This window comes from Sinorhizobium fredii NGR234, assembly GCF_000018545.1.
In the GTDB taxonomy this organism is placed as follows: Bacteria; Pseudomonadota; Alphaproteobacteria; order Rhizobiales; family Rhizobiaceae; genus Sinorhizobium; species Sinorhizobium fredii_A.
On the sequence record NC_012586.1, the window covers coordinates 2,013,480 to 2,039,912 of the forward strand.

27 protein-coding genes are annotated in these 26,433 nt (G+C 60.0%); 5 read left to right on the forward strand and 22 right to left on the reverse strand.

Annotated elements, in window-relative coordinates; translation table 11 throughout:
• Positions 1-140: 140 nt before the first annotated feature.
• The 4 genes from NGR_RS09440 (at position 141) to NGR_RS09455 (ending at position 3,774) form a co-directional block, all read left to right on the forward strand.
• Entirely contained in the window at positions 141-1,130 is a 990-nt protein-coding gene (locus NGR_RS09440; RefSeq protein ID WP_240545078.1) for a LysR family transcriptional regulator, read from the forward strand.
• Between the two features lie 77 nt (positions 1,131-1,207).
• Complete coding sequence (locus NGR_RS09445; RefSeq protein ID WP_015888036.1) at positions 1,208-2,224, forward strand: threonine ammonia-lyase; 1,017 nt, start codon at positions 1,208-1,210, stop codon at positions 2,222-2,224.
• Positions 2,225-2,227: 3 nt separating this feature from the next.
• The gene (locus NGR_RS09450) at positions 2,228-3,295 is read left to right on the forward strand and encodes a glutamate cyclase domain-containing protein (protein ID WP_015888037.1); all 1,068 of its coding nucleotides are present in this window, start codon (positions 2,228-2,230) and stop codon (positions 3,293-3,295) included.
• Between the two features lie 14 nt (positions 3,296-3,309).
• A complete protein-coding gene (locus NGR_RS09455) occupies positions 3,310-3,774 on the forward strand; it encodes a RidA family protein (protein ID WP_015888038.1) in 465 nt (154 codons plus the stop codon).
• Positions 3,775-3,894: 120 nt separating this feature from the next.
• Here NGR_RS09455 and NGR_RS09460 read toward each other — a convergent pair whose 3' ends face one another.
• The 8 genes from NGR_RS09460 to NGR_RS09495 all read right to left on the reverse strand — a co-directional run bounded on the left by NGR_RS09460 (position 3,895) and on the right by NGR_RS09495 (position 13,136).
• Positions 3,895-5,013 carry an acetoin dehydrogenase dihydrolipoyllysine-residue acetyltransferase subunit gene (locus NGR_RS09460; RefSeq protein WP_015888039.1) on the reverse strand — a complete coding sequence of 373 codons (1,119 nt, stop codon included), beginning with the start codon at positions 5,011-5,013 and terminating at the stop codon, positions 3,895-3,897.
• Between the two features lie 6 nt (positions 5,014-5,019).
• Positions 5,020-6,027: an alpha-ketoacid dehydrogenase subunit beta gene (locus NGR_RS09465; RefSeq protein ID WP_015888040.1), complete on the reverse strand. Its 1,008-nt coding sequence runs from the start codon at positions 6,025-6,027 to the stop codon at positions 5,020-5,022.
• A gap of 12 nt (positions 6,028-6,039) precedes the next feature.
• Positions 6,040-7,017: a thiamine pyrophosphate-dependent dehydrogenase E1 component subunit alpha gene (locus tag NGR_RS09470; RefSeq protein ID WP_015888041.1), complete on the reverse strand. Its 978-nt coding sequence runs from the start codon at positions 7,015-7,017 to the stop codon at positions 6,040-6,042.
• A 177-nt stretch (positions 7,018-7,194) separates the two neighbouring features.
• A complete protein-coding gene (locus tag NGR_RS09475; protein ID WP_015888042.1) occupies positions 7,195-8,082 on the reverse strand; it encodes an alpha/beta fold hydrolase in 888 nt (295 codons plus the stop codon).
• Between the two features lie 191 nt (positions 8,083-8,273).
• On the reverse strand, positions 8,274-9,044 hold the full coding sequence (locus tag NGR_RS09480; protein WP_164923981.1) for an SDR family NAD(P)-dependent oxidoreductase: 771 nt from the start codon (positions 9,042-9,044) through the stop codon (positions 8,274-8,276).
• Between the two features lie 146 nt (positions 9,045-9,190).
• Positions 9,191-10,918: an ABC transporter permease subunit gene (locus tag NGR_RS09485; protein WP_015888044.1), complete on the reverse strand. Its 1,728-nt coding sequence runs from the start codon at positions 10,916-10,918 to the stop codon at positions 9,191-9,193.
• Complete coding sequence (locus NGR_RS09490; protein WP_015888045.1) at positions 10,911-11,993, reverse strand: ABC transporter ATP-binding protein; 1,083 nt, start codon at positions 11,991-11,993, stop codon at positions 10,911-10,913. Before NGR_RS09490 ends, NGR_RS09485 begins: the two co-directional genes overlap by 8 nt.
• A gap of 30 nt (positions 11,994-12,023) precedes the next feature.
• Positions 12,024-13,136 carry an extracellular solute-binding protein gene (locus NGR_RS09495; protein ID WP_015888046.1) on the reverse strand — a complete coding sequence of 371 codons (1,113 nt, stop codon included), beginning with the start codon at positions 13,134-13,136 and terminating at the stop codon, positions 12,024-12,026.
• A 368-nt stretch (positions 13,137-13,504) separates the two neighbouring features.
• On the opposite strand from NGR_RS09495, the gene NGR_RS09500 reads away from it, so the two are divergent.
• Positions 13,505-14,209, forward strand: coding sequence for a TetR/AcrR family transcriptional regulator (locus tag NGR_RS09500; protein WP_015888048.1), 705 nt, complete (start codon positions 13,505-13,507; stop codon positions 14,207-14,209).
• Between the two features lie 94 nt (positions 14,210-14,303).
• On the opposite strand, the gene NGR_RS09505 is transcribed toward NGR_RS09500, so the two are convergent.
• The 14 genes from NGR_RS09505 to NGR_RS09570 form a co-directional block, all read right to left on the reverse strand.
• The gene (locus tag NGR_RS09505) at positions 14,304-15,095 is read right to left on the reverse strand and encodes an SDR family NAD(P)-dependent oxidoreductase (protein ID WP_015888049.1); all 792 of its coding nucleotides are present in this window, start codon (positions 15,093-15,095) and stop codon (positions 14,304-14,306) included.
• Positions 15,096-15,226: 131 nt separating this feature from the next.
• Complete coding sequence (locus tag NGR_RS09510; protein ID WP_015888050.1) at positions 15,227-15,406, reverse strand: hypothetical protein; 180 nt, start codon at positions 15,404-15,406, stop codon at positions 15,227-15,229.
• 135 nt (positions 15,407-15,541) lie between these two features.
• Positions 15,542-15,835, reverse strand: a complete 294-nt coding sequence (locus tag NGR_RS09515; RefSeq protein ID WP_015888051.1) for a putative quinol monooxygenase — start codon at positions 15,833-15,835, stop codon at positions 15,542-15,544.
• 43 nt (positions 15,836-15,878) lie between these two features.
• On the reverse strand, positions 15,879-16,346 hold the full coding sequence (locus tag NGR_RS09520) for an OsmC family protein (protein WP_015888052.1): 468 nt from the start codon (positions 16,344-16,346) through the stop codon (positions 15,879-15,881).
• A 58-nt stretch (positions 16,347-16,404) separates the two neighbouring features.
• Positions 16,405-17,208 (reverse strand): putative hydro-lyase, encoded by an 804-nt coding sequence (locus NGR_RS09525; protein WP_015888053.1) that lies wholly within the window; start codon positions 17,206-17,208, stop codon positions 16,405-16,407.
• Positions 17,209-17,243: 35 nt separating this feature from the next.
• On the reverse strand, positions 17,244-17,660 hold the full coding sequence (locus NGR_RS09530) for a GlcG/HbpS family heme-binding protein (protein WP_015888054.1): 417 nt from the start codon (positions 17,658-17,660) through the stop codon (positions 17,244-17,246).
• Between the two features lie 23 nt (positions 17,661-17,683).
• Positions 17,684-18,439: an SDR family NAD(P)-dependent oxidoreductase gene (locus NGR_RS09535; protein ID WP_015888055.1), complete on the reverse strand. Its 756-nt coding sequence runs from the start codon at positions 18,437-18,439 to the stop codon at positions 17,684-17,686.
• A gap of 71 nt (positions 18,440-18,510) precedes the next feature.
• Positions 18,511-19,629: an acetoin dehydrogenase dihydrolipoyllysine-residue acetyltransferase subunit gene (locus tag NGR_RS09540; protein ID WP_015888056.1), complete on the reverse strand. Its 1,119-nt coding sequence runs from the start codon at positions 19,627-19,629 to the stop codon at positions 18,511-18,513.
• A 6-nt stretch (positions 19,630-19,635) separates the two neighbouring features.
• On the reverse strand, positions 19,636-20,643 hold the full coding sequence (locus NGR_RS09545) for an alpha-ketoacid dehydrogenase subunit beta (RefSeq protein ID WP_015888040.1): 1,008 nt from the start codon (positions 20,641-20,643) through the stop codon (positions 19,636-19,638).
• A gap of 12 nt (positions 20,644-20,655) precedes the next feature.
• Entirely contained in the window at positions 20,656-21,633 is a 978-nt protein-coding gene (locus NGR_RS09550) for a thiamine pyrophosphate-dependent dehydrogenase E1 component subunit alpha (protein WP_015888057.1), read from the reverse strand.
• A gap of 94 nt (positions 21,634-21,727) precedes the next feature.
• Positions 21,728-22,774 carry an ABC transporter permease gene (locus NGR_RS09555; protein WP_015888058.1) on the reverse strand — a complete coding sequence of 349 codons (1,047 nt, stop codon included), beginning with the start codon at positions 22,772-22,774 and terminating at the stop codon, positions 21,728-21,730.
• Between the two features lie 86 nt (positions 22,775-22,860).
• On the reverse strand, positions 22,861-23,799 hold the full coding sequence (locus tag NGR_RS09560; RefSeq protein WP_015888059.1) for a substrate-binding domain-containing protein: 939 nt from the start codon (positions 23,797-23,799) through the stop codon (positions 22,861-22,863).
• Positions 23,800-23,926: 127 nt separating this feature from the next.
• Positions 23,927-24,784 (reverse strand): sugar phosphate isomerase/epimerase family protein, encoded by an 858-nt coding sequence (locus tag NGR_RS09565; protein ID WP_015888060.1) that lies wholly within the window; start codon positions 24,782-24,784, stop codon positions 23,927-23,929.
• A gap of 11 nt (positions 24,785-24,795) precedes the next feature.
• A complete protein-coding gene (locus NGR_RS09570) occupies positions 24,796-25,959 on the reverse strand; it encodes a Gfo/Idh/MocA family protein (RefSeq protein ID WP_164923983.1) in 1,164 nt (387 codons plus the stop codon).
• Positions 25,960-26,433: the final 474 nt, after the last annotated feature.

Here is a 26,433-nt window from a genome sequence, read left to right on the forward strand (position 1 = left end):
ATGTTAAGAGTGTCGCCCGATGGGACCCAGTCGGATCGCCATACCAACTTCCGTCCGGCGGGTTGTCTGAGGCCCGGGCGCCTTCCTAAAGCTCTACACTCATCGGCCTATGATAACGTATACATCATGGACAGGAAGGCATGTCAACGATAACATCGCAAGCTCCTAGCGAATTGAAGGGGCCGGTGCCTGGGGCGGGTAAAATGTTCACCTTAAGAAGCCTGGAAGTTTTCTATTGGGCCGCTTGCTTGCGCAGCTTCTCTCGGGCAGCCGAGAAGCTTAACACCACCCAACCGGCGATCTCACAGCGGATCGGGGCGATGGAGGAGGCAATCGGCGAGCCGCTGTTCAATCGAGCGACAAAGCCCCTCGTCTTGACACCGGTGGGACGAACTCTCTTTGGGCATGCGGAATTGGTCTTGCGACAGGTCGCCGAAATGGAGCGCGACCTTGAACTCAACCGACGCATGCATGGCACGATACGCCTTGGCGTTTCAGAGACAATTGTTCAGACTTGGCTTTCACGATTTCTCAAGCATTCCTCACGTCGCTTTCCGAGCACAGACTTCGACATCACTGTCGATGTCACGCCATCCATGCTGAACGCCTTGGAAAGCGGCGAAATCGACATTGCTCTAATGCTGGGGCCCGCTGTCCTCGAAGGTTTCGCCTGCGTAAAACTAAGGGACTATCGTCTGCAGTTCTACGCCGTTCCCGGCGTTCTCCCGGGGGCACAATTCACATACGAAAACGCGTCCTCCATCCCAATTCTAACCTATCCACGCAATACATACCCGTTTGATCACCTCCGCGAGTTGCTGTTTCAGAAAACTGGTCGAGCCCCCCGAATCTTTACAAACTCATCAATCTCGACAATCGAAAGGCTCGCGCTTCAGGGAATAGGCATCGCACTTGTCGCGGAAGGAACCCTTGGCGTCACGACGGGCAACAGCATTCTCAAGGCTGTTCCAAGCGAAATCGCCCTCCCCCCGTTGAGCTTTTATGCATTCTATCCGCTCGGCTTCGGCAGCGAGGTGTTGGAAGAACTTGCGGCTATTGCGCAGCGCGTTGCGAGCGACGTGCTTCAAAACGGTGAGGACGCGATCGAGCAGTATTCGCTTTCCTTATGAAAATGGATCACGCAATATAATTTTACATTACGCCACTGCCGAGTTTCACTTCAAGCACAACACGCTTGGAGCTTGATGTGGCAGTTCATTCCCCTTCTGACCATTTTGAACCTACGGCAGATTCAATCCATGCCGCGCGAGAGCGCATTGCCAAATATGCGGTACGGACACCTATTCTGGAAAGCGATGCGCTGAACGTCTTGGTCGGAGCGCGTGTTTTCATCAAGCCTGAGAATCTGCAACGTTCGGGTTCCTTCAAACTTCGAGGCGCCCTAAACAGAGCGTTGCAGCTTGGCACGGCAGAGCGTGAGGGCGGCATTGTTGCGTGGTCGTCCGGCAATCACGGGTTGGCTATCTCGTTTGTTGCCAAAGAGCTTGGCATCAAAGCAACAGTCCTGATGCCCCATGATGCGCCCAAAACAAAGATCGAGGGGGTCAGGCAAAACGGTGCGGCCGTTCGCCTATATGGCAAGACAAAGGAAAACCGCGAAGAGATCGGCGCACAAATCGCGGCTGAGAGCGGGGCTGCCATCGTACCACCATATGACGATCCGTATGTCATCACCGGCCAGGCAACACTCGGGGCGGAACTCGCTGAGCAGGTCGCCGAAATGGGTGGGTCACTCGACATCGCGTTGTTTCCCTGTTCCGGAGGCGGGCTTGTCTCGGGTGCGGCCTGTGGCGTGCATACTCTTATGCCACGGACTGCGATTTATAGTGTTGAGCCGGCTGGTTTCCACGGGATGGCGCTTTCTCTCGCCGCTGGTGAGCCGCGAACAGCTCCCGCGAATGGCAGCTCTATTTGTGATGCGCTTCTGGTTCCCACTCCCGGAAAACTGACATTCCCGATCGGCCGAGAGCGTCTCACCGGCGGGCTTTCCGTCGAAGACGATGAAGTTAGAGAGGCTATCCGTTTCGCCTATCGAGAGTTGAAGCTGGTGATCGAGCCGGGCGGCGCCGTAGCGCTGGCCGCCCTGTTGGCCGGCAAGGCCGATATCACCGGAAAAACTGTGGCAATCCTGCTCAGCGGCGGCAACGTCGATGCCGAGAAGTTTGCTGCCTACATCGCCACCCCCTCGAATACCGGACACTGACAAATGCTTGATCTAGAAAGTGCAAGAGGCAAGAATATCGCCCAGGCGATCGAGAATTTCATGACGCTCGATCTCACTGGCGTCGGACTGATAGGCAAAATTTATCACGCCCTTCAGAGGCGTCAGCCTGGTCCGGCTTGTATGACGGCCGCCAAGTTGATTTGCGAACGGGTACGAGATCGCGGTGGCCCCATCGTCATTGCCACTGGCTTCCCCGAAGGGGCAGGTGTACCGGAAACCGATGGACCGGTCGGGGCCGCTCTCCTGGCACGCGCCTTGTTCCTGGGATTGGGTATCGAGACCGTTATCCTGACGGATGACGACTGGGTCGAGATGATGGTTGGAACCTGCCGCGGAGCCGGGCTCGCCCCGCTTGCGTTCCCCACGGACGGTGTGGTTAAGCCGATTGACTTTATTCGACCGGTCTATATCCGCAGCGTCCCTAAGGACGAGGCGGGTTGTCGAGCTATTACAGATTCCCTGCTCGATGTGACCAACCCATCGCTTGTCATCTCAATCGAGCGCCCAGGGAGAAATGACCGTGGTCTGTATCACGGCCTTGGCGGGCGACCCCTCGACGGCCTCGTCGCCGATCTTGATCAATTCTTCCTTCGCGCACAGTCCAAAGGCGTTCCGTTCGTCGCGATCGGCGACGGAGGGAACGAGCTGGGGATGGGTGTTATCGCCGATGAGCTCAAATCCTTCTCCCCGAAGGCCAAAGACAGCGGGCACCCTGGACGTGGTGGAGTGGCGGCCGCTACCGCAGCGGATCATCTGATAGTCTCAAACGTCTCCAACTGGGGTGCAACGGGCCTTATTGCTGCGCTTTCGGCACTGCTCGATAAACCTTCGGTTTTCCACGACGGCGAGCTTGAGCGGCGGTGTATCGAACAATGCGTCTCGTTCGGTGGTGTCGACGGGATGTTCATGGGGCCGGAACCGGCAGTGGATGGTATTTCCGCCATCGAATGGGCCGGTCTCGTAACCACAATGCGCAATACGCTTGATCGCCTCGCCGGCCGGGTCGTCGGTTGGAAAGGCGATAGCGGCGACTGGCGTCAGTTGAAGTGAAAACGAGGCAAAGTATGGGCATTATCAATGCGCGATTGGCCCGCCTTGGTCTTGAGCTCCCGGAAACAAATCCTCCGCAGGGCAACTATCTTCCCTTTGTCCAATCGGGCTTTCTTGTGTTCGTCGCCGGCCAGGGCCCGCGTAAAGGTGGCCAGCTTGTCTATAAGGGCGTCGTTGGCGGCGATTTGACGGTGGCGGATGGCCAGGCGGCCGCCCGCCTTTGTGCACTGAATATCCTGGGGCAACTGCGCTCTGCCTGCAGCGGAGACTTTGATCGCATCGTTCGTCTCATCCGACTGGCGGGGCTGGTGCGTTGCACGCCTGACTTCGAGGACCAAGCAAAGGTCCTCAACGCAGCCTCAGATCTGATGTGCGATGTTCTGGGCGAGCCAGGCAGGCACGCCCGCATTGCTTCGGGTACCCACGCACTTCCATCCGGCATGGCGGTGGAAATTGAAGCCGTAGCGGAAATTCGATAGTCGAGCGCGATAGATGAAATTTTGGCCGCCGGCATCGGCCGGCGGAACTCGCTGGACTTCGGAAATCGATAGGAACGTCCCGCGCTCTCCAAGATAACAACGCTTCTCCCGACGCGATGTTCACCCGCGCTGGAATGTCTCCAGGATGGCGTCGTTGACGGCGGACGATGCCTCCATCTGCGGCATGTGGCCGACGTCCGGGATGATGCGCAGCCGCGCGTTGGCGGGCACCTCGGTGGACTGCGGGAGCGGCACGATCTCGTCCCGGTCGCCCCAAAGGATCGTCACCGGGCACGGCAGGTCCTTGAGCTGGCCGCCGATCGACTGCACCTGGCCGCTGTCGTCGGCGATCGTATCGGCGATGGCCGACAGCGCCTCCGGCACGCCCTCGAGGCGCTTGAAGCGAAGCGTGCCTTCGACCATGTCGCTGGTGATCTTCGACGGATCGGCAAATAGCCGCTCCAGCACGCTCGACAGCTGACGGCGGCGCTCCGCCGCAATGAAGTCGACAAGGAAATCCCGGCTCATCTGCCGGCTCAGCCCGATCGGCGCGATCAGCGTCAGCGAACCCACGCGCGACGGCCGGTTGGTGGCGATCGCCGCTGCGACGGCACCGCCGAAGGAATGCGCGACGAGGTGAAGCTTGCCGGGGGCAACGGCGTCGACCGCCGCTTCAACGGCAGCGACGATCTTCAAAAAGACATCCTCGCCGGCGATCGGCGACGAGGCGCCGTGTCCGGGCAGATCGACCGCCACCACCCGCATCTTGTCGGCAAGCGCCGTCTGGTTGAACAGCCAGGTCGACAGGTCGCCGCCAAAGCCGTGCAAGAGCACCACCGTCTCGTCGCTCTCCGGCCCGGCTTCGAGGACGTTGACGGTGCCGCCGTCGACCGTGATCGTCCGCGGCACGGAGGCGCCGCCCTCGCCTTCGTCGCCCGAACCAAGCCGGTCGGCATAGCTCGCGATGAAGGCATCGATCTCCTCCGGTGTGGCCGCTTCGTCGGCGATCACCCCGGCCAGCGCACCGACCGGCGCCGTCGTTCCCTCATTGAGGACGATGCGTCGCAGCGTTCCGGTCGCGGCGGCTTCGACGACATTGGTGACCTTGGTGGTTTCGATCTCGAGGATTTCCTGACCCCGCGTGACAGGGCCGCCCTCGCCGACCATCCACTGGGTGATCTTGCCCTCGGTCATCGTCATTCCCCATTTGGGAACCGTGACTGCCTCGATTGACGACATGGTGGTCTACCTCTTAACGATGGAGGTCGCGGCCTTCACCACGGCATCAGCCGAGGGGATGTAGGCGTCCTCGAGATTGGGGGCGTAGGGAACCGGCGCATGCGGCGCCGTCACCAGCTTGATCGGCGCCTTCAGCGCGTCGAAGCACTTGTCGGCAAGCAGCGCCGAGATATCGGTCGCGACGCTGCAGCGCGGATTGGCTTCGTCGACGATGACGACGCGGCCGATCGTCTCGGTGAAGTCGAGCAGCGTGTCCTCGTCGAGCGGCGAGGTGGTGCGCGGATCGATGATTGCGGCGGAGATGCCTTCGGACGCCAGTTTGCGGGCCGCCTCTTCGGCGACCTGGACCATGCGGCCGATGGCGATGATCAGCACGTCCTTGCCGTCGCGCGCCACCCGCGCCTCGCCGAAGGGGATCGTATAGGCGCCGTCCGGCACGTCCCCGACCGTGTCGTAGAGCATCTTGTGCTCGAGGAAGATCACCGGGTCGTCGTCGCGGATCGCCTGCAGCAGCAGCCCCTTGGCGTCATAGGGGGTCGACGGAATGACCACCTTGAGACCGGGAATGTGGGTGAAGATCGGATAGAGCGCCTGGGTGTGCTGCGACCCGGAGCGGCTGCCGGCGCCATAGGTGGCGCGGATGACGAGCGGCGTCTTGGCGCGGCCGCCGAACATGTAGCGGAACTTCGCCGCCTGGTTCATGATCTGGTCGAGGCAGACGCCGGCGAAATCGACGAACATGATTTCGGCGATCGGCCGCAGGCCGGTCAGCGCCGCGCCCGCCGCCGCGCCGATAAACGCCGCCTCGCTGATCGGCGTGTCGCGAATGCGCTCCGGCCCGAAGGCGTCGAGCAGGCCACGGGTGACGCCGAAGGGACCACCCCAGGCATCCTTCACACCGTTGGCACCGGCGCCGCCGGTCAGATCCTCGCCCATCATGATGACGCGCGGATCGCGCCCCATCTCGAAGTGAAGCGCCTCGTTCAGGGCTTGCCGAAAAGACTTCTGTGCCATGGGTCCGGCTCCTTACAAATACTTCACATAGACATCGGTGGTGAGCGCCGACGTCGGCGGGAACGGCGCCGCCCTGGCTGCACTGACGGCCCGGCCGATCGCCGCTTCGACCTGCTCGTCGACGGCATCGAGCTCGGCCGTCTCGACCAGCGACACCTCCTTGACGCGCTGGCGGAAATTGCTGAGGCAGTCGCGCTCGCGGCGCATCGCCGCCTTCTCTTCGGGGGTGCGGTAGGTGTCGGGGTCACCGCTGTAGTGGCCGTAGTAGCGCGGCACATGCACATGCAGCATCGTCGGGCCGCCGCCTGCCCGGGCCCGCTCCACCGCCTCGCCGGCTGCCGCATAGACGCTGAAGACGTCGGTTCCGTCGACCTCGATGGTCGGGATGTCATAGCTTTCGGCGCGGCGGGTAAAGCTGCCGGCCGAAACGAAGGCATTCGCCGTCGCCTCGCCGAAGCCGTTGTCCTCGATGACGAAGATGATCGGCAGCATCCAGATCTTGGCGAGGTTGAAGCTTTCCGACATCACCCCTTCGTTCATGGCGCCGTCGCCGGCAAAAGCGACCGCCACCTGCCCGGTCCCGAGCAGTTTGGCGCTCAACGCCGCGCCGCAGGTGATCGGCGCCCCGGCCGCGACGATGCCGTTGGCGCCAAGCATCCCCTTGCGCAAATCGGCAATGTGCATCGATCCGCCCTTGCCGCCGCAGGTGCCGCTGGCACGGCCGAACAGCTCGGCCATCATGCTGTCGATGTCGACACCTTTGGCGATGCTGTGCCCATGGCCGCGATGCGTCGAGGAAATGTAGTCGTCGTCGCGAAGCTGCAGACAGACGCCGACGGCACTGGCCTCCTGCCCGGCATAAAGATGGGTGTTGCCGGGGATGTCGCCGGTCGCCATTTCCTCCATCACCCGCTCTTCGAACCGGCGGATCGTCCGCATGGTTCGATAGACGTCGACAAGTTCTTCGCGTGAAAATTGTAGCACCGACATTTCGATCTCCCCTTGTTTTATGGTTTTGCTCTCAGAGCTGCCTCTCGTCGCATGCGCGAGATTGCGCCGGTTCTGGTCCCTCGGCTGCGGCTGACCACAAAAGCGATCAACCGCAGCCAGTGGAATCCACCCGTCTTGGGAAGGTGGACCGCCGTACCTCTACGCGCGCGCCAGCATTCAGTTGAAGAAGCCCTGCAGCTCGCGCGCGAGCGCGTCAGGCTGCTCTTCCGCCAAATAATGGCCGCAGGACGCAATTGCCGTACCCCGAACATTGGTTGCTATCTTCTGCAATTGTGCGACGAGATCCCGCATCGACCCCTGATCGGCTCGCACCGCGAGGACCGGCATTTCCAGCTTTCCTTTGGCGCTGAGTTCCCGGTTTTGCTGCGCCGACAACGATACCGCACGGTAATAGGCAAGCCCGCCCTTGAGGCCGCTGTAGAGGAATACGCGGAGATATTCCTCGAAGTCGGCATCGGAAAACACTTGCGGATTGGCTGCCTTGCGTTGCAGGAACCAGTTGAGGTAGGTGCGCTCTCGGCCCTCGATAAGCGCCTCCGGCAGATCAGGAACGTTGTGGAACGCGACATGCCATGTCCGCCATGCCACGTCGGAAGACCAAGGCAGCGCGTCGGGAAGGCTTATTCCAGGGATTCCCGTATCCAGAATCGCCAGCCCTCGAACGCTGCTTCCGTAAAGCGCTGCGTAGGGATACGCGACCCAGGCGCCGATATCGTGGGCGACAAGGAAGTGTCGGTCGACACCCAGTTTCTGGACAAGCCCGCGGGCGATCTTCGCAATGTTCATCGTATCACACCCGGAAATCGGACGATCGGAATCGCCCTGTCCAGGCAGATCAGGCGCGATGATCCTGTAGCGGGCCCCGAGGATCGGCAAGATTTTGCGCCAGGCGTACCAACTTTGTGGGAAGCCGGCGAACAGGAGAATGACTTCGCCGTCTGCTCGCCCACCGCTGACATAGTGCAACCTGACGCCGTCCACCGTTGCGTAGCCGCGTTCGAAACCCTCGATCCCCGTTTCGGGCCATTCATGTCTTCCAACCATTGCAGTCTCCCACTCTTTAAATTTTTTTGCCTCAAACGCGATCGTTGCGCCCAAGCTCACCGGCTGCTTTTCCACCCACCCGGCTACGCCAGAATTTTCCGAGGCGGGAACCCGTGGGCAGCGAGCAAGGAGGCCCCTGCCTCATTGACGAAACGCGAAACCGCCGTGGCTCCCCGAAGGCCCCATTACGCTCAGAACGGGTCGCGCGCGGCGGTCAGCCAGCCGCCATCCATCACGTAGGCGCTACCATGGACGTAGTCGGCATCGTCGCTTCCGAGGAAGGCCGCGAGCTTGGCGATTTCCTGAGGCTGGCACCAACGCCTGGCGGGCACCTTGCTGATCGCCAGGTCCATGTCCGGGGAGGCCGCGTTGTGTTCGGGCAAGGCCAGGGGAGTGGCTGTTGCGCCTGGGCAGATGCAGTTGACCCTGATGCCCTGGGCGCCGTACTCAAAGGTGAGCTGCCGCGTCAAACCTACGACACCATGCTTGGAGGCAGTGTAGGCCGATCCGCCGCCGGCGGCGCTAAAGCCCGACGTCGAGGCCGTGTTGATGATGGCGCCTTTGCCTTGCGCCAACATCTGCGGAATTACAGCCCGCGACATCAGGAACGGACCGGTGAGATTCACCGCCATGACCCTGTTCCACTCGTCGAGGCTAACTTCGTGTGCCGGAGCATGCCCATCGAGAACGCCCGCATTGTTGCAGAGAAGGTCAATGCGCCCCCACGTCGCAATGATCGCTTCCACGCCGTTCTGCACGCTTTTTGGATCACTGACGTCGACCTGCAGCGCGAACGCCATATCTGGCTTTTCCAGATTTTCGACAGTCTCGACGGCCCGATCCAGATTGACATCGAGAGCGGCGACACGCGCGCCCCTGGACACAAACTCGCCAACCATGGCCCGACCCATCCCGGACCCTGCGCCTGTTACGACGACTACCCGACCATCATAGCTATTCACGGCAATCTTCCTCTTGTTGATTACTGTTGGCGCCTCGTTTTCAATCGAGGCCACAGTGTGCGTTCATTTCGGCAGGCCCATGCGGTCCTCTGCACCTGGACCTGTCTTCGCTCGATACTCAGACACCAGAGGCGGTGGATCGGACCTCAATGTGCCGCCCGAATGCGCTTGTGAGCGTTTCGCCAGGTCGCCAACGTGACGACCAGCAAGCATGCAAGCAGGAGCAGGGAGAACACCGCATTGACCGAAGGAGTGAACCCAAATCGCATTTGGTTGAACACCCAGATCGGCAGAGTCGGTGAGCCACCTGACAAGAACAGAGTTACCATGACGTCATCGGCCGAAAGCGTGAGGCCGAGAAACGCGCTGGCGACAATCGTCCCCCTGATCATCGGAAACAGAACATGGACAAAGCTTTGCCACCGGTTGGCACCGAGATCCAACGAAGCTTCCATGAGGCTCGGGTCGATGCGCCGCAGCCGCACCAGCAATAGCAGCAGGGTGACCGGCATTACGAAGCTCATCTGGCCAACGACGATGCGCATAATGCCAGACGGAATGCCAAACAGTTCCGTTCCGAGCACCATTTCGATCCCGAGGACAACGCCCGGAGTCGCGATTGGAAGGGCGAACGCCATTTCATAGAAACGCGCCCCCTTCAGTCTGGCGTAATGCACGATAAGGGCAAAAGCCGTGCCGACGACAACTGAAACCGACACGACACAAGCTGCAACCGCAACAGAGCGCTGCGCAGCTTCGATCAGAGATTGGTCCCGAAGGAGTTCGTAGTACCAATTCAGTGTCACCCCCTGCAGCGGAAACGTCTGCAAGTTTGCCGAATTGAAGGAAAACAGCACGATGATCGCTAGCGGCGCATAGAGGTAGGCAATCACCGCGGCAAACCCGGCCGCGCCAAGACGGCGGCCTAAGCGGCTCGCCGAGGTTGACGCGGGAGCCACCGGTTGATCGGATTCTCCGCCGACCATGACGCCCTTGGCGGGGCACAGAGAGATAATCACCCCGAGGACCAAACCAACGCTCAGCATCAGCGCAACCGCGACAGCCGCGCCATAAGGCCAGTTGTTTGCAAAACCAAATTGTGTGGAGACGACCACCCCAAGGGTCGTGCCATCAATCCCACCGATCATCGCCGGAGTGACAAAATCGCCAACAGTCACGAGAAACGCCAGTGAAAATCCTATCGCCAGGTTTCTGCGAGTAAGCGGCCAAACAAGATGGACGAAGGTCTGAAAGGCGGTAGCGCCGGAGTCTTCGGATGCCTCGAAGAGGTCTCGCGGGATCTTCTCGAAAGCTCCCATTGTCGAGATGAAGATGAACGGGACCGAGATGTAGGCGAAGACGATAACAACTGCAGTCGGGCTGTAGAGAAACGCCTCCGATGGCGCGTCCAGAATTCCGCTGGACACCAGTGCCGCGTTCAGTACTCCCGACTGGCCGAGGATCACCCGCCATGCAAAAATCCGCATGAGGAGGCTGATCCACAGCGGGATTACTATAAGCATTGTCAGCAGGGCCTTATTCCGCCCCACGACCCGGCCAACATAGAAGGCTAGCGGATATGCAATCACCGTTGCGAACACGCAGGCTATGAAACTGTACGACAGCGTGCGCCACAGCAAGGCCCAGAAGCCTGCCGAATTCCAGATCCGCGCGTAGTTCGTCAGTGAGGGTTCAAAGACGATGACACCCGCCGACGACTTGAGAAAGCTCGTTCCTATGAGGAGAAGGTTCGGCAGGATGACGATGAGGAACAGCCAGGCGACCACAGGAACGCTTGCGAAACTGAAATTCAGCGGCAAGCGTTGCCGGAACATCTTGCGGTCCAGAGAAATTGTCGCGACGCTATCAGTCATAAAACACCTGCGTGTTTACGAGATCGAAGGCGACCTGCACCGGTTGGCCTATTGAGAAGGTTGAATCTCGGGCGGCCGGCACGGTTCCGATCAAACTGAGGCCACCGCAACGGACGTTGACCTCGCAATTCGTCCCCAGGAAAAGGACGTCTTCGACAACTCCCGGGATTGCGTCGGGCGAACGCCCTGCTCCGTTCATCGCCTTTACGTGCACCGCCTCGTACCTGATCGCCATGCGCGCCGTTCCGCCTCTATCGGAGGTGAGGCCGGCAATTCTGGTCCCCTCAATCGTACCGGCGTAGCCATCGCCCGTCGGTTCGAAACGAACATGAACGAGGTTCGACCGCCCGACGAATCTGGAGACGAACTCGTTTTGCGGCGCAAAATAGATTTCACGCGGCGTACCCAGCTGGGCGATCTTGCCGTCATGCAGGACGACGACGCGGTCAGACATGGACAGCGCCTCGCCCTGATCGTGCGTGACATACATGAAGGCGATTCCGAGTTCTTTCTGCAGGGCAACCAATGTGTGCTGCATCTGCTGGCGCAGGCGCAGGTCAAGAGCGGCAAGGGGCTCGTCCAGAAGAAGAAGCTTGGGCCGTGAAACGATGGAGCGCGCCAGAGCCGCTCGCTGACGTTGCCCCCCTGAAAGTTGATGCGGCAGGCGGTCCGCAAAGGTCGACAGTTCGACAAGGGAAAGCGTTTCCTCGGCCTTCTTCCGGCGGTTTGCCTTGTGCTCGCCCTGCATCCGTAGGGGATACTCGACATTTTCCCGCACCGTGAGGTGCGGGAACAATGCATAGCTCTGGAATACAGTGCGAACGTCCCGCTTGAAGGGCGGAACGGCATTCATCACCTCTCCGTCCATCGCGATCTGCCCGTCGTCAGGCCTTTCGAAGCCAGCGACGGTTCTAAGGATGGTGGTTTTACCTGATCCGCTTGGCCCAAGTATCGAGAAAAACTCTCCGGGCTTCACCGAGAATGATACCTTTTCGAGCGCCGGCTTTTGGGCGCCCTCGTAGGTTTTAGATACGCCGACAAGCGAAAGTACCGGGCCGGTTTCACGTGTTCCCATGGCCAGTCTCCAGAGCTGTTCGAGCCGGTGTCAAAGGGTGCCGGCCAGGAAATCATTCCAGATCTGGATTCGACGCTCGACGTCTTCAGGCTCTCGTAAGAACACGAGGTTGTCCTTGAAATTGGGATCCTCGGAATCCGGGATGTTCGTGTTCTGCAGCTCTTCCTCAGTAAGCCCGGCCTTGAGAGCGTCTGCGCCAGTGAGAATGCCGTTGCTTCCGGAGAATTTCATGAATCTCGCCTGCCAAGGCAGCGACATGGTATCGTTTAGGAATTTGTAGACGATGTCGCGCTGCCCCTTGGGGGTCACGAACGTGCCTTCAATCCAGGAAGGCGTGCCTTCCTTGGGCAGCGAATACTTGGAGTTGATCCCCTTCTTCTTGAGCGAGTTCACAACAGCGACATTGTGGCAGTAGCCGATCAACGCCTCGCCGGATGCATAGAGGGTGGCCGCATCATCAAAGCCCCGCGTAACGACCCGGACCTGCTGCCTCAGCGCACGAAGTGCATCGGTAACGAGCGTAAATTCTTCCTCAGTCAGGTTGAACGGATCCTTGGCGCCAACATAGAGCGCGACCATCGGAAGGTTGACGGTAGCGTCATCGAACGTCGTCACCTTACCCTTATAGGTTTCGTCCCACAGGTCGCCCCAGGTCGTCGGTGGCTCTTTGATCTGATCGGCATTGTACTGAAGTGGCTGCGTGCCCCAGTGAAGCGGGATGCCCATCAGAGTGCCATCGACGGAGAGGGGCTCCTTCCAATTCAGCCCTGGGAGGATATTTGCAACGTTTGGAACTTTCGAGATGTCGAATGGGCCGATCTGGCCAGCCTTCTTGAGGCGTCCGGCAGTGGAAGCTTCGGAATAGACGACGTCCGGCTTTACAGCGCCGGATTGAAGTTGTGCGAATACTTCATCGAGCGAAGAGATCACGACGGGCTTTATCTTTACGCCGCCGTTAGCCGCTTCCCACTCTGCTACCCAATCAGGCTCATGATAGGTCTCCCAGGTGAGCAGGGTGATTGGTTCCTCCTCGGCCCATGCGTTGCGAATTATGGCCGGCGCCAAGAGCGAGGTGGCTGCCAAGGCACCACCAGCCTTCAGGATCGTGCGGCGTGTAGCTGACTGCGACATCTTTTCGGACATTTGCTAGATCCCCTGTTTTGTGTTATCTAACTAACGTTAGTTATATGGCTCCAGATTGCCTCGTGAGTCAACCATTTTCTGGCTTGTTATCGTTTACACGGCAGTCGGCAGGTCCGGCCACCGATGGAACCGAATAGAATGGATGGTGATTACAGCCCTTAGCGCCGTTCGCAGCATCCACCTGCTGCTGCCTGCGTCAGAAAAAGGAAGCGGCTTCGTGAGCGCTCTCCGACAAGTTGGGTTGCGCGAGGCTGCGGTGTCGAAGATCCGTCAAACGTGCGGCGCCAGCGTGGGATCTCTTAAGATTGCAAGAGCACATACATACATATAGAGGAAGGCTAAGCAGCCTTGTTACTAGGACCCAGTGTATGACCCTGCCGCCTCGAGTTCAGCAAGCGTGTGATCAAATGCGCCGCCACCTCGATCAATTTGACTGGACCAAATTGACCAACGGGCGCCGCCAAGTTCTTGAAACCTTTCTCGAACTTGCAACAACGCAAGGCTTCACGGGCGTGACCATGAGAGGACTTGCCAAGGCGCTCGATGTGAAGGCGTCCAGCATTTATTTCCATTTTCCGGATGGGCGAGATGAAATCGTCGCCCAGTCGCTGAGGTGGCATTATCACAACTGGGGTACGGCAATCCTAAGTGCTGTCGAGAACAGCGCCGGCGCGAGCGAATTTTGGGACAGCATGGTACGGACGCATGTAAAGCGTCAGCTCGAGCTTCCAGAAAGCGATCTGTGGGACATACTTGTTGCCACGGATCGTATTTGCGGTTTCCTACAGCCCGAAATCCGTCGAGAAATTGAGGACTGGCTGCATCTTTGCACGCAGATGTACGAGGCAGCGGCGTGCGAAATGGGTTACAAAAACTGTGCCGCTTCCGCGCGCGCCGTCATGAAGCTGCTGGATGGAGTCCGGTCATGGTGCGACTGGCCGGGACCAGGTAGCGATCTTGAAGACTGTACCGCAAGCGCCATTGTGATATCGCGCGCAATATTATCATCGCAGTCTGATCATCTCGATCTTTCGCCGGAGCGGGCGAAGACGGGGAAGACGCGCGCGGTCTAGTCTAAAGCGCCGCGCGTCGCAAAACTCGTTCAAACCTTATCGAAATGTGCTGTCGCGCGGCACCTCCCTGAATACGTCCCGCGAGTTTCGGACGCTACCCCGCAGTCGTGCCGCCATCGATACTCAGCATGCTGCCAGTTGCAAATCTGGCCTGCATTGCGACGAAGAGGACGAATTGTGCGATTTCATCCGGACTCGCGAACCGCTTCATCGGAACCTGAGCAATCGCACTCTCTCGTACTTCGGACGACCCTCCGAACCACTCTAGTTCAGCTTCCATCATGGGGGTGTCGACCGGGCCGGGGCAAACGCAATTCACCCTGACCTGAGGCGCGAGTTCAAGTGCGAGCGCCTTGCAAAGGCCGGCAAGACCGGCCTTGGACGCGCAGTAGTGAGCAAAGTTGGGCATTCCCATGAAGGAAAGGTTGGAAGCGATGGCCACGATGCTGCCTTGCCCGCGTTCTCGCATCCTCAATGCACAATTGCGGATGATGTAGAAAGCGCCCGACAGGTTGACATCGATGTGTCGACGCCACAGCTCCGGAGAGAGCTCTTCAAGTGCTGCCGGCGTGACTATGCCGGCCGCGTGCACCAGATAGTCGATACCATTGAAGCCTTCCCAGGCCGCATCGACTGCTGCGGCTGCGCTGCTTTCATCCGAGATGTCGGCGACGATGGGAATGGCACCGACTCCCAACCTTTGTGCGACGTCTTTCAGCAGATCCGCGCGGCGGCCGCATACCGCCACCCTGACGCCTGAACTGGCCAACTGCTGGGCACAGGCCAGTCCAATTCCCGAGGTTGCTCCAGTCACAAGCGCCGTTTTCCGTTCCATCGCGTATTTCCACTTTGCTGCTACCAAGAAGATGCCGCTATTTGCCGACATGTGCCGACTATCGGCGCGCAAGGAGTACTCAACCAGAGTGTAGACGTGCGCGGCCGGATCTCGACAATCGCCCCATCACTGCATCCTGCGCCAAGACACGAGCCACCCGCACACTCGTCCCTGGAGGCGGGTCACTCGTCCTCAAACCTGCGAAAATCCGAATGCCGCTGCAGCGCCCGCGGCAACGGGGCCGGATCTGCCTTCGGCACGACAAAACTGGAGGCGGCAAGAATAGCCTTCAGTGCTATCGGCCGATAATAGGCAGCGAGATCCAGTTCTTCTTTTCGATCCTTCTCAATACTGCGTTTCATCAGAGCGCCCCTCAAGAGTCGCGTTTACAGCGAAGTCACGTGATCTAGATGTGCTCAAGATGCAAGGCGCGAGGCGAGCGATCGCCGTGAAGTGCTCCCACCATGGCAGATTTGCCAGCGCACCACATCGCAAGCTCACGAGATACGCTTGAACTTGTTGAGTGTAACCGACTGAATCCACTGCCCCGCTTTTGCACCGAATGCCTTCATGGAATCGGTGTTGTTGTGCAGTTCCAGCGACTGCTCATCTTCCCAGATCTCGTAAAAGACGAACTCTCCGGGGCGCTCGAGCGAAACGTGCAGATCATATTGAACGAAGCCTGGCTCGGTTTTCGCAAAGGAAACCAGACCCAGCAACGCTTCTCGAAGGTGGTCCTCTTTGTCTGGATGGGCGACGACGGTGGCAATGACGACAAGCTTTTCTTTCATGTTTCACCTGTTTCTTCAGAGGAATTTCGCCGGATAATTCGGCTCAAGCATCAGCTAACTGCGGTTGCGGTTCGATGGATACTTTTGACCGAATTGAATTTGCGATGAAGCATCCCTTGTGTGCGCGGTGATGCAATCGAGCCAAGGTCTCACGATCCGGCTGCTTCTCCGAGCTGAAGGATACCCTGGGTCGAAGGGTGATCGACGATACCCAGTGGAAGCCGACGGGGCTTTTCGCGACGGTGCCGATTGCGTCGTCCGCATAGGCGCTGACTTTGTACCCGCTCGCCTCGCAGATCGCGAGGAAATACAGCATGTGGCAACTAGCGAGCGCAGAAACGAGCAACTGTTCCGGATCGGCCAGTTCGCTGTTGCCCAGATAATCCGGGGCTGCCGAAACAGGAATGCTTACCTTTGGGCTGATGATCGAATGATGGTCGCGGCTGTACGTGCCAGGTTGTTTGCTATGCTCAGTCGCAATCCATTCAACGCGAACGGTGTGTTCAGACATGCTGTGCTCCTCTATGCGACGTTTCCAAGATGTGGCAGGCCAATTGCCTGGGGCTCCTTCACCTGACGGATTGGGTGTCCGCTGGAAGATCGGTAACCAGCATGAAACCCGGCTCATGCGTGATCGCCAGATCGAGTTTCGCCTGCTGGAGCGCCAGTTGCGGCGTCACTCCGCAGGCCCAGAAGCCAAGTATGTCACCCGGTTCGATGACCGGCGGGTCGCCGTAATCCGGCCTGTTGATCTCCTTGATGCCAATCTCGGCGGGGTCTCCTATGTGGACCGGGGCGCCGTGGGCGAGCGGGTAACGTTCGGACAAGATTATCGCCTGGATGGCATCGGCCGGCCGGAATGCCCGCATCGACACCACCGTCGAACCGGCAAACGGTCCTGCAGGGCTGGTCGGCAGGTTCGTGGCGTACATCGGAACGTTGCGATTGGCACTGATGTGACGAATATCGATCCCGGCGCGAAGGATCGCGCTCTCGAACGAGAACGAGCATCCAAGCGCAAAGGTGACAAGATCGTCTCGCCAAATGTCACTGAGATTTTCTACCGTCTCCACGTGCGTGCCAGATCGGTAGACACGGTATCGTGCGACATCTGTGCGGATGTCGATCGAGCCTAATTCAGGCAAGCCCGGAACTCCCGGCTCGCCAACGCCGAGCAACGGGCAACTCTTCGGATTACGCTCACAAAACAGTCGGAAGTCGGACGCATGTCGTTCAGGCAAGATCACGAGATTGGCTTGCATGAAGCCCTCGGCAAAGCCGGTAGTCGGAACGCGAAGGCGCCCCTGGCGGATCATTTTTCGGACTTCGGCGGCCGACATGGATCCTCTTGCTGCAACTGACTCCATTGACATGCGAACCTCGTAGGCAGGGGCGGACAATATAGGACCTAGTGCTGCTGCAGTGCGGACACCATCACCTCAGCGATCGCCAGGTCTGCATCCACCGGCCCTCCCGAAGCGCCAACGCCTCCGATGACAGTTTTGCCATCGTGGACCGGCAATCCGCCCCCGAAGACGACGAATGGCCTGCGTCCGCCGAGCGCGTCCAGCCCGTAGAGCGCTGCGCCCGGCTGCACGATTTCGAGCCAGTTTCCGGAAGGCGAGCGCAGTGCCAGAGCGGTGTATGCCTTGCCTTGCGCGATCTCGACAGTCGAAAGCGCCGCGTCGTCGACGCGCAAGAACGCCATCAGGTTGCCGCCGGCGTCGACAATCGCAAGAGAAGAAGGCTCCCCAAGCTCCCGTGCTTTCGCCGCGCCGAGCTCAATGGCTTTGAGCGCGGATTCATGGGTAATCATCTTCGCCATTTTCGTACCCTCGCCGTTGACCGTTAGTTATAAATGCCGCCGTCGACATTGATCGACTGAGCAGTGACATACGAAGCCTCATCCGAGGCGAGATAGACGAACAACGGCGCAACCTCTTGCGGCGTGGCTTGTCGTCCGAGCGGGATGACTGTCGGAACCAGGGATTCCTGCTTGTCCCTGCCGCCAAGATAGTCGATGGCCGGCTGGTTGAACGGAGTATCGATCCACCCCGGGCAAACAGCGTTTACACGGATTCCGTCACGGGCCAATTCGAGTGCAAGGGTCGTCGTCAACCCGATGACAGCGGCCTTCGAAGCCGAATAGGCGAGCAATCCGGGTGCGCCGCGTTTGCCGGCAAGTGACGACATCATGACGATCGAGGCCTTGCCAGCGTCACGGAGATGTTTCACGGACTCGCGCGCGAAGATGAAGTTCGCCCGGACGTTAATCGTGAAAACCTTGTCCCAATTGCTCGTACTAAAGTCTTCCATCTTGCCGGAGAGTTGGATGCCTGCATTCAGGCACAATGTGTCCAACCCCTTCATCCAGGCGACCGATTGAGCGATCGCGTTCTTGATCTCATCTTCCTGCGAGATATCCGCTTTGAAGAACCGGACCCGTTCTCCAAAGCGCTTCTCGACGTCGCTGCCTTTGGCTGCATCGATGTCAACCACAGAAACGATTGCGCCTTCGGCCACGAATGCCTCAACTATGGCAAGACCGATATTTGCTACGCCTCCCGTCAAGAGAACGCGTTTTCCTGACAAACGTCCGGACATGGATTTGCTCCCAATTAGATCGTTACCCATCAGTTCACTTCACGTTTTCAGGCGCCGGCCCGACGCGATGTTCACCCGCGCTGGAATGTCTCCAGGATGGCGTCGTTGACGGCGGACGATGCCTCCATCTGCGGCATGTGGCCGACGTCCGGGATGATGCGCAGCCGCGCGTTGGCGGGCACCTCGGTGGACTGCGGGAGCGGCACGATCTCGTCCCGGTCGCCCCAAAGGATCGTCACCGGGCACGGCAGGTCCTTGAGCTGGCCGCCGATCGACTGCACCTGGCCGCTGTCGTCGGCGATCGTATCGGCGATGGCCGACAGCGCCTCCGGCACGCCCTCGAGGCGCTTGAAGCGAAGCGTGCCTTCGACCATGTCGCTGGTGATCTTCGACGGATCGGCAAATAGCCGCTCCAGCACGCTCGACAGCTGACGGCGGCGCTCCGCCGCAATGAAGTCGACAAGGAAATCCCGGCTCATCTGCCGGCTCAGCCCGATCGGCGCGATCAGCGTCAGCGAACCCACGCGCGACGGCCGGTTGGTGGCGATCGCCGCTGCGACGGCACCGCCGAAGGAGTGTGCGACGAGGTGAAGCTTGCCGGGGGCAACGGCGTCGACCGCCGCTTCAACGGCAGCGACGATCTTCAAAAAGACATCCTCGCCGGCGATCGGCGACGAGGCGCCGTGTCCGGGCAGATCGACCGCCACCACCCGCATCTTCTCGGCGAGCGCCGACTGGTTGAACAGCCAGGTCGACAGGTCGCCGCCAAAGCCGTGCAAGAGCACCACCGTCTCGTCGCTCTCCGGCCCGGCTTCGAGGACGTTGACGGTGCCGCCGTCGACCGTGATCGTCCGCGGCACGGAGGCGCCGCCCTCGCCTTCGTCGCCCGAACCAAGCCGGTCGGCATAGCTCGCGATGAAGGCATCGATCTCCTCCGGTGTGGCCGCTTCGTCGGCGATCACCCCGGCCAGCGCACCGACCGGCGCCGTCGTTCCCTCATTGAGGACGATGCGTCGCAGCGTTCCGGTCGCGGCGGCTTCGACGACATTGGTGACCTTGGTGGTTTCGATCTCGAGGATTTCCTGACCCCGCGTGACAGGGCCGCCCTCGCCGACCATCCACTGGGTGATCTTGCCCTCGGTCATCGTCATTCCCCATTTGGGAACCGTGACTGCCTCGATTGACGACATGGTGGTCTACCTCTTAACGATGGAGGTCGCGGCCTTCACCACGGCATCAGCCGAGGGGATGTAGGCGTCCTCGAGATTGGGGGCGTAGGGAACCGGCGCATGCGGCGCCGTCACCAGCTTGATCGGCGCCTTCAGCGCGTCGAAGCACTTGTCGGCAAGCAGCGCCGAGATATCGGTCGCGACGCTGCAGCGCGGATTGGCTTCGTCGACGATGACGACGCGGCCGATCGTCTCGGTGAAGTCGAGCAGCGTGTCCTCGTCGAGCGGCGAGGTGGTGCGCGGATCGATGATTGCGGCGGAGATGCCTTCGGACGCCAGTTTGCGGGCCGCCTCTTCGGCGACCTGGACCATGCGGCCGATGGCGATGATCAGCACGTCCTTGCCGTCGCGCGCCACCCGCGCCTCGCCGAAGGGGATCGTATAGGCGCCGTCCGGCACGTCCCCGACCGTGTCGTAGAGCATCTTGTGCTCGAGGAAGATCACCGGGTCGTCGTCGCGGATCGCCTGCAGCAGCAGCCCCTTGGCGTCATAGGGGGTCGACGGAATGACCACCTTGAGACCGGGAATGTGGGTGAAGATCGGATAGAGCGCCTGGGTGTGCTGCGACCCGGAGCGGCTGCCGGCGCCATAGGTGGCGCGGATGACGAGCGGCGTCTTGGCGCGGCCGCCGAACATGTAGCGGAACTTCGCCGCCTGGTTCATGATCTGGTCGAGGCAGACGCCGGCGAAATCGACGAACATGATCTCCGCGATCGGCCGCAGGCCGGTCAGCGCCGCCCCGGCAGCCGCGCCGATAAACGCCGCCTCGCTGATCGGCGTGTCGCGAATGCGCTCCGGCCCGAAGGCGTCGAGCAGGCCGCGGGTGACGCCGAAGGGACCACCCCAGGCATCCTTCACACCGTTGGCACCGGCGCCGCCGGTCAGATCCTCGCCCATCATGATGACGCGCGGATCGCGCCCCATCTCGAAGTGAAGCGCCTCGTTCAGGGCTTGCCGAAAAGACTTCTGTGCCATGGGTCCGGCTCCTTACAAATACTTCACATAGACATCGGTGGTGAGCGCCGACGTCGGCGGGAACGGCGCCGCCCTGGCTGCACTGACGGCCCGGCCGATCGCCGCTTCGACCTGCTCGTCGACGGCATCGAGCTCGGCCGTCTCGACCAGCGACACCTCCTTGACGCGCTGGCGGAAATTGCTGAGGCAGTCGCGCTCGCGGCGCATCGCCGCCTTCTCTTCGGGGGTGCGGTAGGTGTCGGGGTCACCGCTGTAGTGGCCGTAGTAGCGCGGCACATGCACATGCAGCATCGTCGGGCCGCCGCCTGCCCGGGCCCGCTCCACCGCCTCGCCGGCTGCCGCATAGACGCTGAAGACGTCGGTTCCGTCGACCTCGATGGTCGGGATGTCATAGCTTTCGGCGCGGCGGGTAAAGCTGCCGGCCGAAACGAAGGCATTCGCCGTCGCCTCGCCGAAGCCGTTGTCCTCGATGACGAAGATGATCGGCAGCATCCAGATCTTGGCGAGGTTGAAGCTTTCCGACATCACCCCTTCGTTCATGGCGCCGTCGCCGGCAAAAGCGACCGCCACCTGCCCGGTCCCGAGCAGCTTGGCGCTCAGCGCCGCGCCGCAGGTGATCGGCGCCCCGGCCGCGACGATGCCGTTGGCGCCGAGCATCCCCTTGCGCAGATCGGCAATGTGTTGCGAACCGCCCTTGCCGCCGCAGGTGCCGCTGGCACGGCCGAACAGCTCGGCCATCATGCTGTCGATGTCGACGCCTTTGGCGATGCTGTGCCCGTGGCCGCGATGCGTCGAGGAAATGTAGTCGTCGTCGCGAAGCTGCAGGCAGACGCCGACGGCACTGGCCTCCTGGCCGGCATAAAGATGGGTGTTGCCGGGAATGTCGCCGGTCGCCATTTCCTGCATCACCCGCTCCTCGAACCGGCGGATCGTCCGCATGGTTCGATAGACGTTGACGAGCTCATCATGTGAAAGCTGCAAAGCAGACATTAGTCCCTCACTGTATTTTCGTTCCGGCAACGCGAGTTACAAACCGATCTTCCGCCGTGGGCACGCATCTGGCGTGGGGTCGCTTCGGGTCAGTTCACACCCTTGCTTTTCGCGAGCGCCTGTACTGATCGATGATGACGGCGACGACGATGATCATCCCCTTGATGATTTCCTGGTAGTAGGAGCCGATCTTAAGGAAGGTGAAGCCTGAGGTGATGACGCCGAGAATGATGGTGCCGATCACTGTGCCGGTTATGCGACCGACGCCGCCGGCAAGCGATGTGCCGCCAATCACCGCGGCCGCGATGGCATCCAGCTCGTAGGCAACCCCCATGGTGGGCTGAGCGGAGGCCGCACGCGCCGCGGTCACAACTCCGGCAAGGCCGGAAAGCAGGCCCGCGATGGCATAGACCTTGATGAGATGCGAGCCGATATCAATGCCTGAGACTCGCGCAGCCTGAGGATTAGCGCCGATCGCATAGGTGAATTTGCCATAGCGTGTATATCGCAGAGCGATATGCGAGATGATCGCAACGGCAATGAAAATGATTACCGGCAGCGGCAAGGGGAAGCCCAAGATGAAAAAGCTCTTGCCGAGCCAGGTGAAGTTGGGATTCAGCAGTCCGATAGGCTGACCAAGCGTGTACCACTTGGCAACGCCGCGGGCGCAGACCATCATTCCCAAGGTGGCGATGAAGGGCGGAATGTTGGTCTTCGCGATGATCAAGCCATTGATCAGACCGGCAAGTAAGCCAACCAAGAGCCCCGCCAGAATCGGCCAGATCGGAAGCAGGTCCGTCAGGGCAGGATAAAGGGCGCGCACATCTGTCGAGCTTTGAGCAAGCGAAGCAGCCACCATGGCAGCCAGGCCAATCACGGAGCCCGATGAAAGATCGATGCCACTCGTGATAATGACCTGCGTCACGCCAACGGCAAGAATACCGATGACGGAGACCTGAAGAATAATGATCGACAGCCGCTGCTGGTTGCCGAGGAATGAACTTCCCACAAAGATCCAGCCTAGGATCTCGAAGACGAGGGCAATCCCGACGAGCACAACAGCCGTCGACATTTCGTTCCCAAGCTTTCTTTTCATGGCCGGCCTTTTTGCCACGGCCGTGGCTCCAGAGGGCGTTGTCATTGCGAAGGAACCTCCGCCTTAAGAGTCGTTGGAGATAGCCTGCGCGGATGTGCCGCCGTTTGCGGCACATCCGCAGTCAGCGGCGATCAGTTCTTGTTGAGGTAAGTGTCGACGTTAGCCGCATTCACCAGTTCAAACGGAATCCAGACCGGGGATTCGACCTTCTCGCCCTTGGCAAGCTTGATGGCGGCATCGACGGAACCGGCGCCCTGCCCCACCGCATCCTGGAAGACGGTGGCGTCGAGATCACCAGTCTTCACGTAATGCATCGCTTCCTTGGTGGCATCGATGCCGGCGACGATGACGTCCTTCATCTCCCAACCGGCCGCCTTGAGCGAGTTGACAGCGCCCAGCGCCATGTCGTCGTTGTTGGAGAGGACCGCGACCGGCTTGTGGCCCGCCGTGATCCAGTTGGTCATCAGATCCTGCGCCTTAACCGGATCCCACTGTGCCGTCTGCTCGTCGATGATCTTCATGAAGTTGCATTCCGGCGTGGCAACGACGTCATGGACCGCCTTGCTCCGCTGTTCAGCAGCGTGTTGGGCGAGAACACCCTGAATGATCAGAATGCCGGCATCCTCGGTCTTGCCCTCTTCCTTCAAGACGCGGCAGACTTCCTTGGCCTGCAGCGTGCCGGCATCGATCTCCTGCGAGCCGATGAAGGCCGCCTTCGGGCCGAGCTGGTCGAGATCGCTCGGCGTGTTGTTGACATAGACCAACGGAATACCCGCGTCGGCCGCCATTTTCGTGATCGTCGGCGTAGCAGTGCTTTCCACGACGTTCACAATGATGGCGTCGACCTTGGCGGCAATGAAATTCTGGATCTGCGAAAGCTGTTTGTTGACGTCGGCGTCGGCGAACTCGACCTGCAGAGGCTGGTTGGTCTTAGCGGCTTCGTCCTTCATCGCCTGAACCATCACCGCCAGGAACGTGTCGTTGGAAGCAATGGTAACCCCGATGTCGCCTGCATAAGCAGACGACGCCGCGAGAAACATCGCCGTTGTTCCAATGATCATTCGCTTCATATCACACTCCCCTTTTCTTAGACGGGTGTCCGGTCAGCACCCACTTCCTCCGGACCGTCCTCCTCGGACGGATTCTTTAATGTCAACGTTTACATCACACGATCGCGTGGCGACGGTGACGCCCAACTTAGCGGGGCGCCGCGGCGTTGGCCGCATCGACCAGCGGCTTGAGGTATTCGAGAGAGACGCGTGCCACCCAGTCCGGCTCGATGCCGCGTTGGTGGAAGCCGCATTCCATCGACAGATAGCCGTCGAAGCCAGTTTCTTTCAGCGCGTCGATGAGCGCCGGGAAATCGCCCCTGCCCATGCCTGGTGGCAGTCGGTTGTTGTCCGAAGCGTGGATATGGACCAAGTCTTTCCCCATCGCGTACACGTAGTCGCTCATCACTTCTTTTTCCGTGATGACGTGGTGGCTATCGAACATCAGCCGGACGTTCGGCTCACCGACGTCCTTCATCATGTCGATGGTGTTGTCGCAGGTGTTGACGATGTTGCTGTCTTCGGGCGTAGGCTCGATGACGATTTCGACGCCGAAGTCCTGCGCGAAGCGGGCGATTTCCCGAATAGCCTGTGCCGCCCAGTCCCAAGCCTGCCGATACGTCGTACCGAAGATGTACCAGCCCGGCAGACAGATCAGCCGCTTACCGCCCCAGTCCGCGGTGAGCTGGACCATGTCTTTGTAATGATCGATCGCCCAACGACGCTCCTCGGGGATCGGCGAGGCGACATTGTTGCCGGGCCCGCCGCCATGGGCCGGCAGCATCGCTGCCAGCTCCAGTTCATAATCCTTGAGCATCTTGCCGAGATCCTTGCGCCTTTGCGCGCTCAGCGTCGGCGGGAAGACATGCGGGCTGGCCGCACCGATTTCGATCGCGTCGTACCCGATCTTCTTGACCCGCTTGATCGTTTCCTCAAGCGTATAGGCCGGCAACCATGTCGGGTTGCTTGCGTATGGCCAGGTGTGCATTGCGAGCTTGATCGTCATGGGACCACTCCTCAGGCAGCAGACTGCTCGATATCTTCCCAAGCGCCCTTCTCTCCCGAGACGAGAATGGCTTCGGCAATGCGCTCGATCTGCACGCCGTCCTTGAAGTCAGGCGACGCCGGCTTATTCTCGGCAATGGCCTTGAGGAAGTTGAACCATTCGATCGATTTGATATCGATATAGCCCTGCCCCATGCCTGCAACCGGCCACAGTTTGTCGCCGAACGGCTGGTTCGGCCCTGAATAGATCGTACGGAAGCCGAAGGCGTCGGCCGGGTCGTCGGCAAAGGCTACGCGAAGCTCATTGAGGCGCTGGTAATCGAAGGCGATTGAGCCTTTCGTGCCGTGGATTTCGAAGCCAAGCTGGTTATGGTGGCCCCAGGAATTGCGCGTCACTTCGATGCTGCCGTGCGCGCCGTTGGTAAACTTGATCAGGGTGAGCGCGGTATCATCGACATCGACCTTGCCCTTTTCCGAGGAGGCAGCACCACTTTGGCCAAAGAACCGCCCGAGAGGCAAGGGCCGTTCCGGAATGAAGGTCTTGACGATAGCGTTGACCGAGGCGAACTCGCCGACCAGAAGGCGCGCCGCATCGATCACATGCGTCCCGATGTCCCCGAGCGTACCTGATCCGGCCTTTGCCTTGTTGAAGCGCCAAGACAGAGGGGCATTCGGATCAGCGCCCCAATCCTGTAGGTAGTAGCCCCGGAAAGTAAGGATGTCGCCAATGCGCCCCTCGTCAATCAGGCGCTTGGCCATCTGCAGGGCCGGCGTGTGACGATAGTTGTAGGAGACCATCGTCACTACGCCAGTCTCGTTTGCCGCAGCAAGCATCGCCTCCGCTTCCGCAACCGTCATCGACATCGGCTTTTCGCACATCACGTGCTTGCCGGCCTTGGCGGCTGCGATCGCGATCTCGGCGTGCGTATCATTCGGAGTGCAGATATCGACGATATCGATGTCGGGGCGCGAGACGACCTCGCGCCAGTCGGTCGCATATTCTGCAAACCCATACTGTTTGGATGCCTTCTGCGCCATCTCCTCGTCGATGTCGACGATGACCTTGCGTTCGATCTCGATCGGCGCACCGAAGAGAATTGGCACCACCGCGGTGGCAATCGAATGGGCCTTGCCCATGAAGCCTGTACCAATCAATGCAACGTTCAGCTTTTTCAAACCCTTTGCCTCCATTCGAGCCGGCTGCGCGCCAGACTAATGCCGAGTAGGCGACCGAAAAATTTTCGCCCGAAGTCCATGTAAACGTGTACATCATAAAATAATTGCCGTGTCAACGATTACATGATAGAAACTTTACATGAAAGTGCAGATGGGCGTCGACTTGCCTGTGGGGGACACTCGGAATTTCGTCGCAGGTCACCGACGTACAGTTATGAGGGAGAGGACTGATGCATCAACGACACCATGTTCGCCTTCGACGAAGCGTACCGGCTTTCGGTGTAGCGCTCCTTTTGCTTTTGCTCGGTGCGTTCGTGAATCTTCATCCGGCGGCAACAGTCGTCTCCCATGAACTGGTTCGAATGAGCGAGATGAGAACGCAACTGGCCGAAGCAAAGCTGTCTGCCTTCAAGCAATATTTCAACTTTTCGCACTAGAAAATGCGCCTCCTGGCGCGAAAAGTGCGTTTCGTCT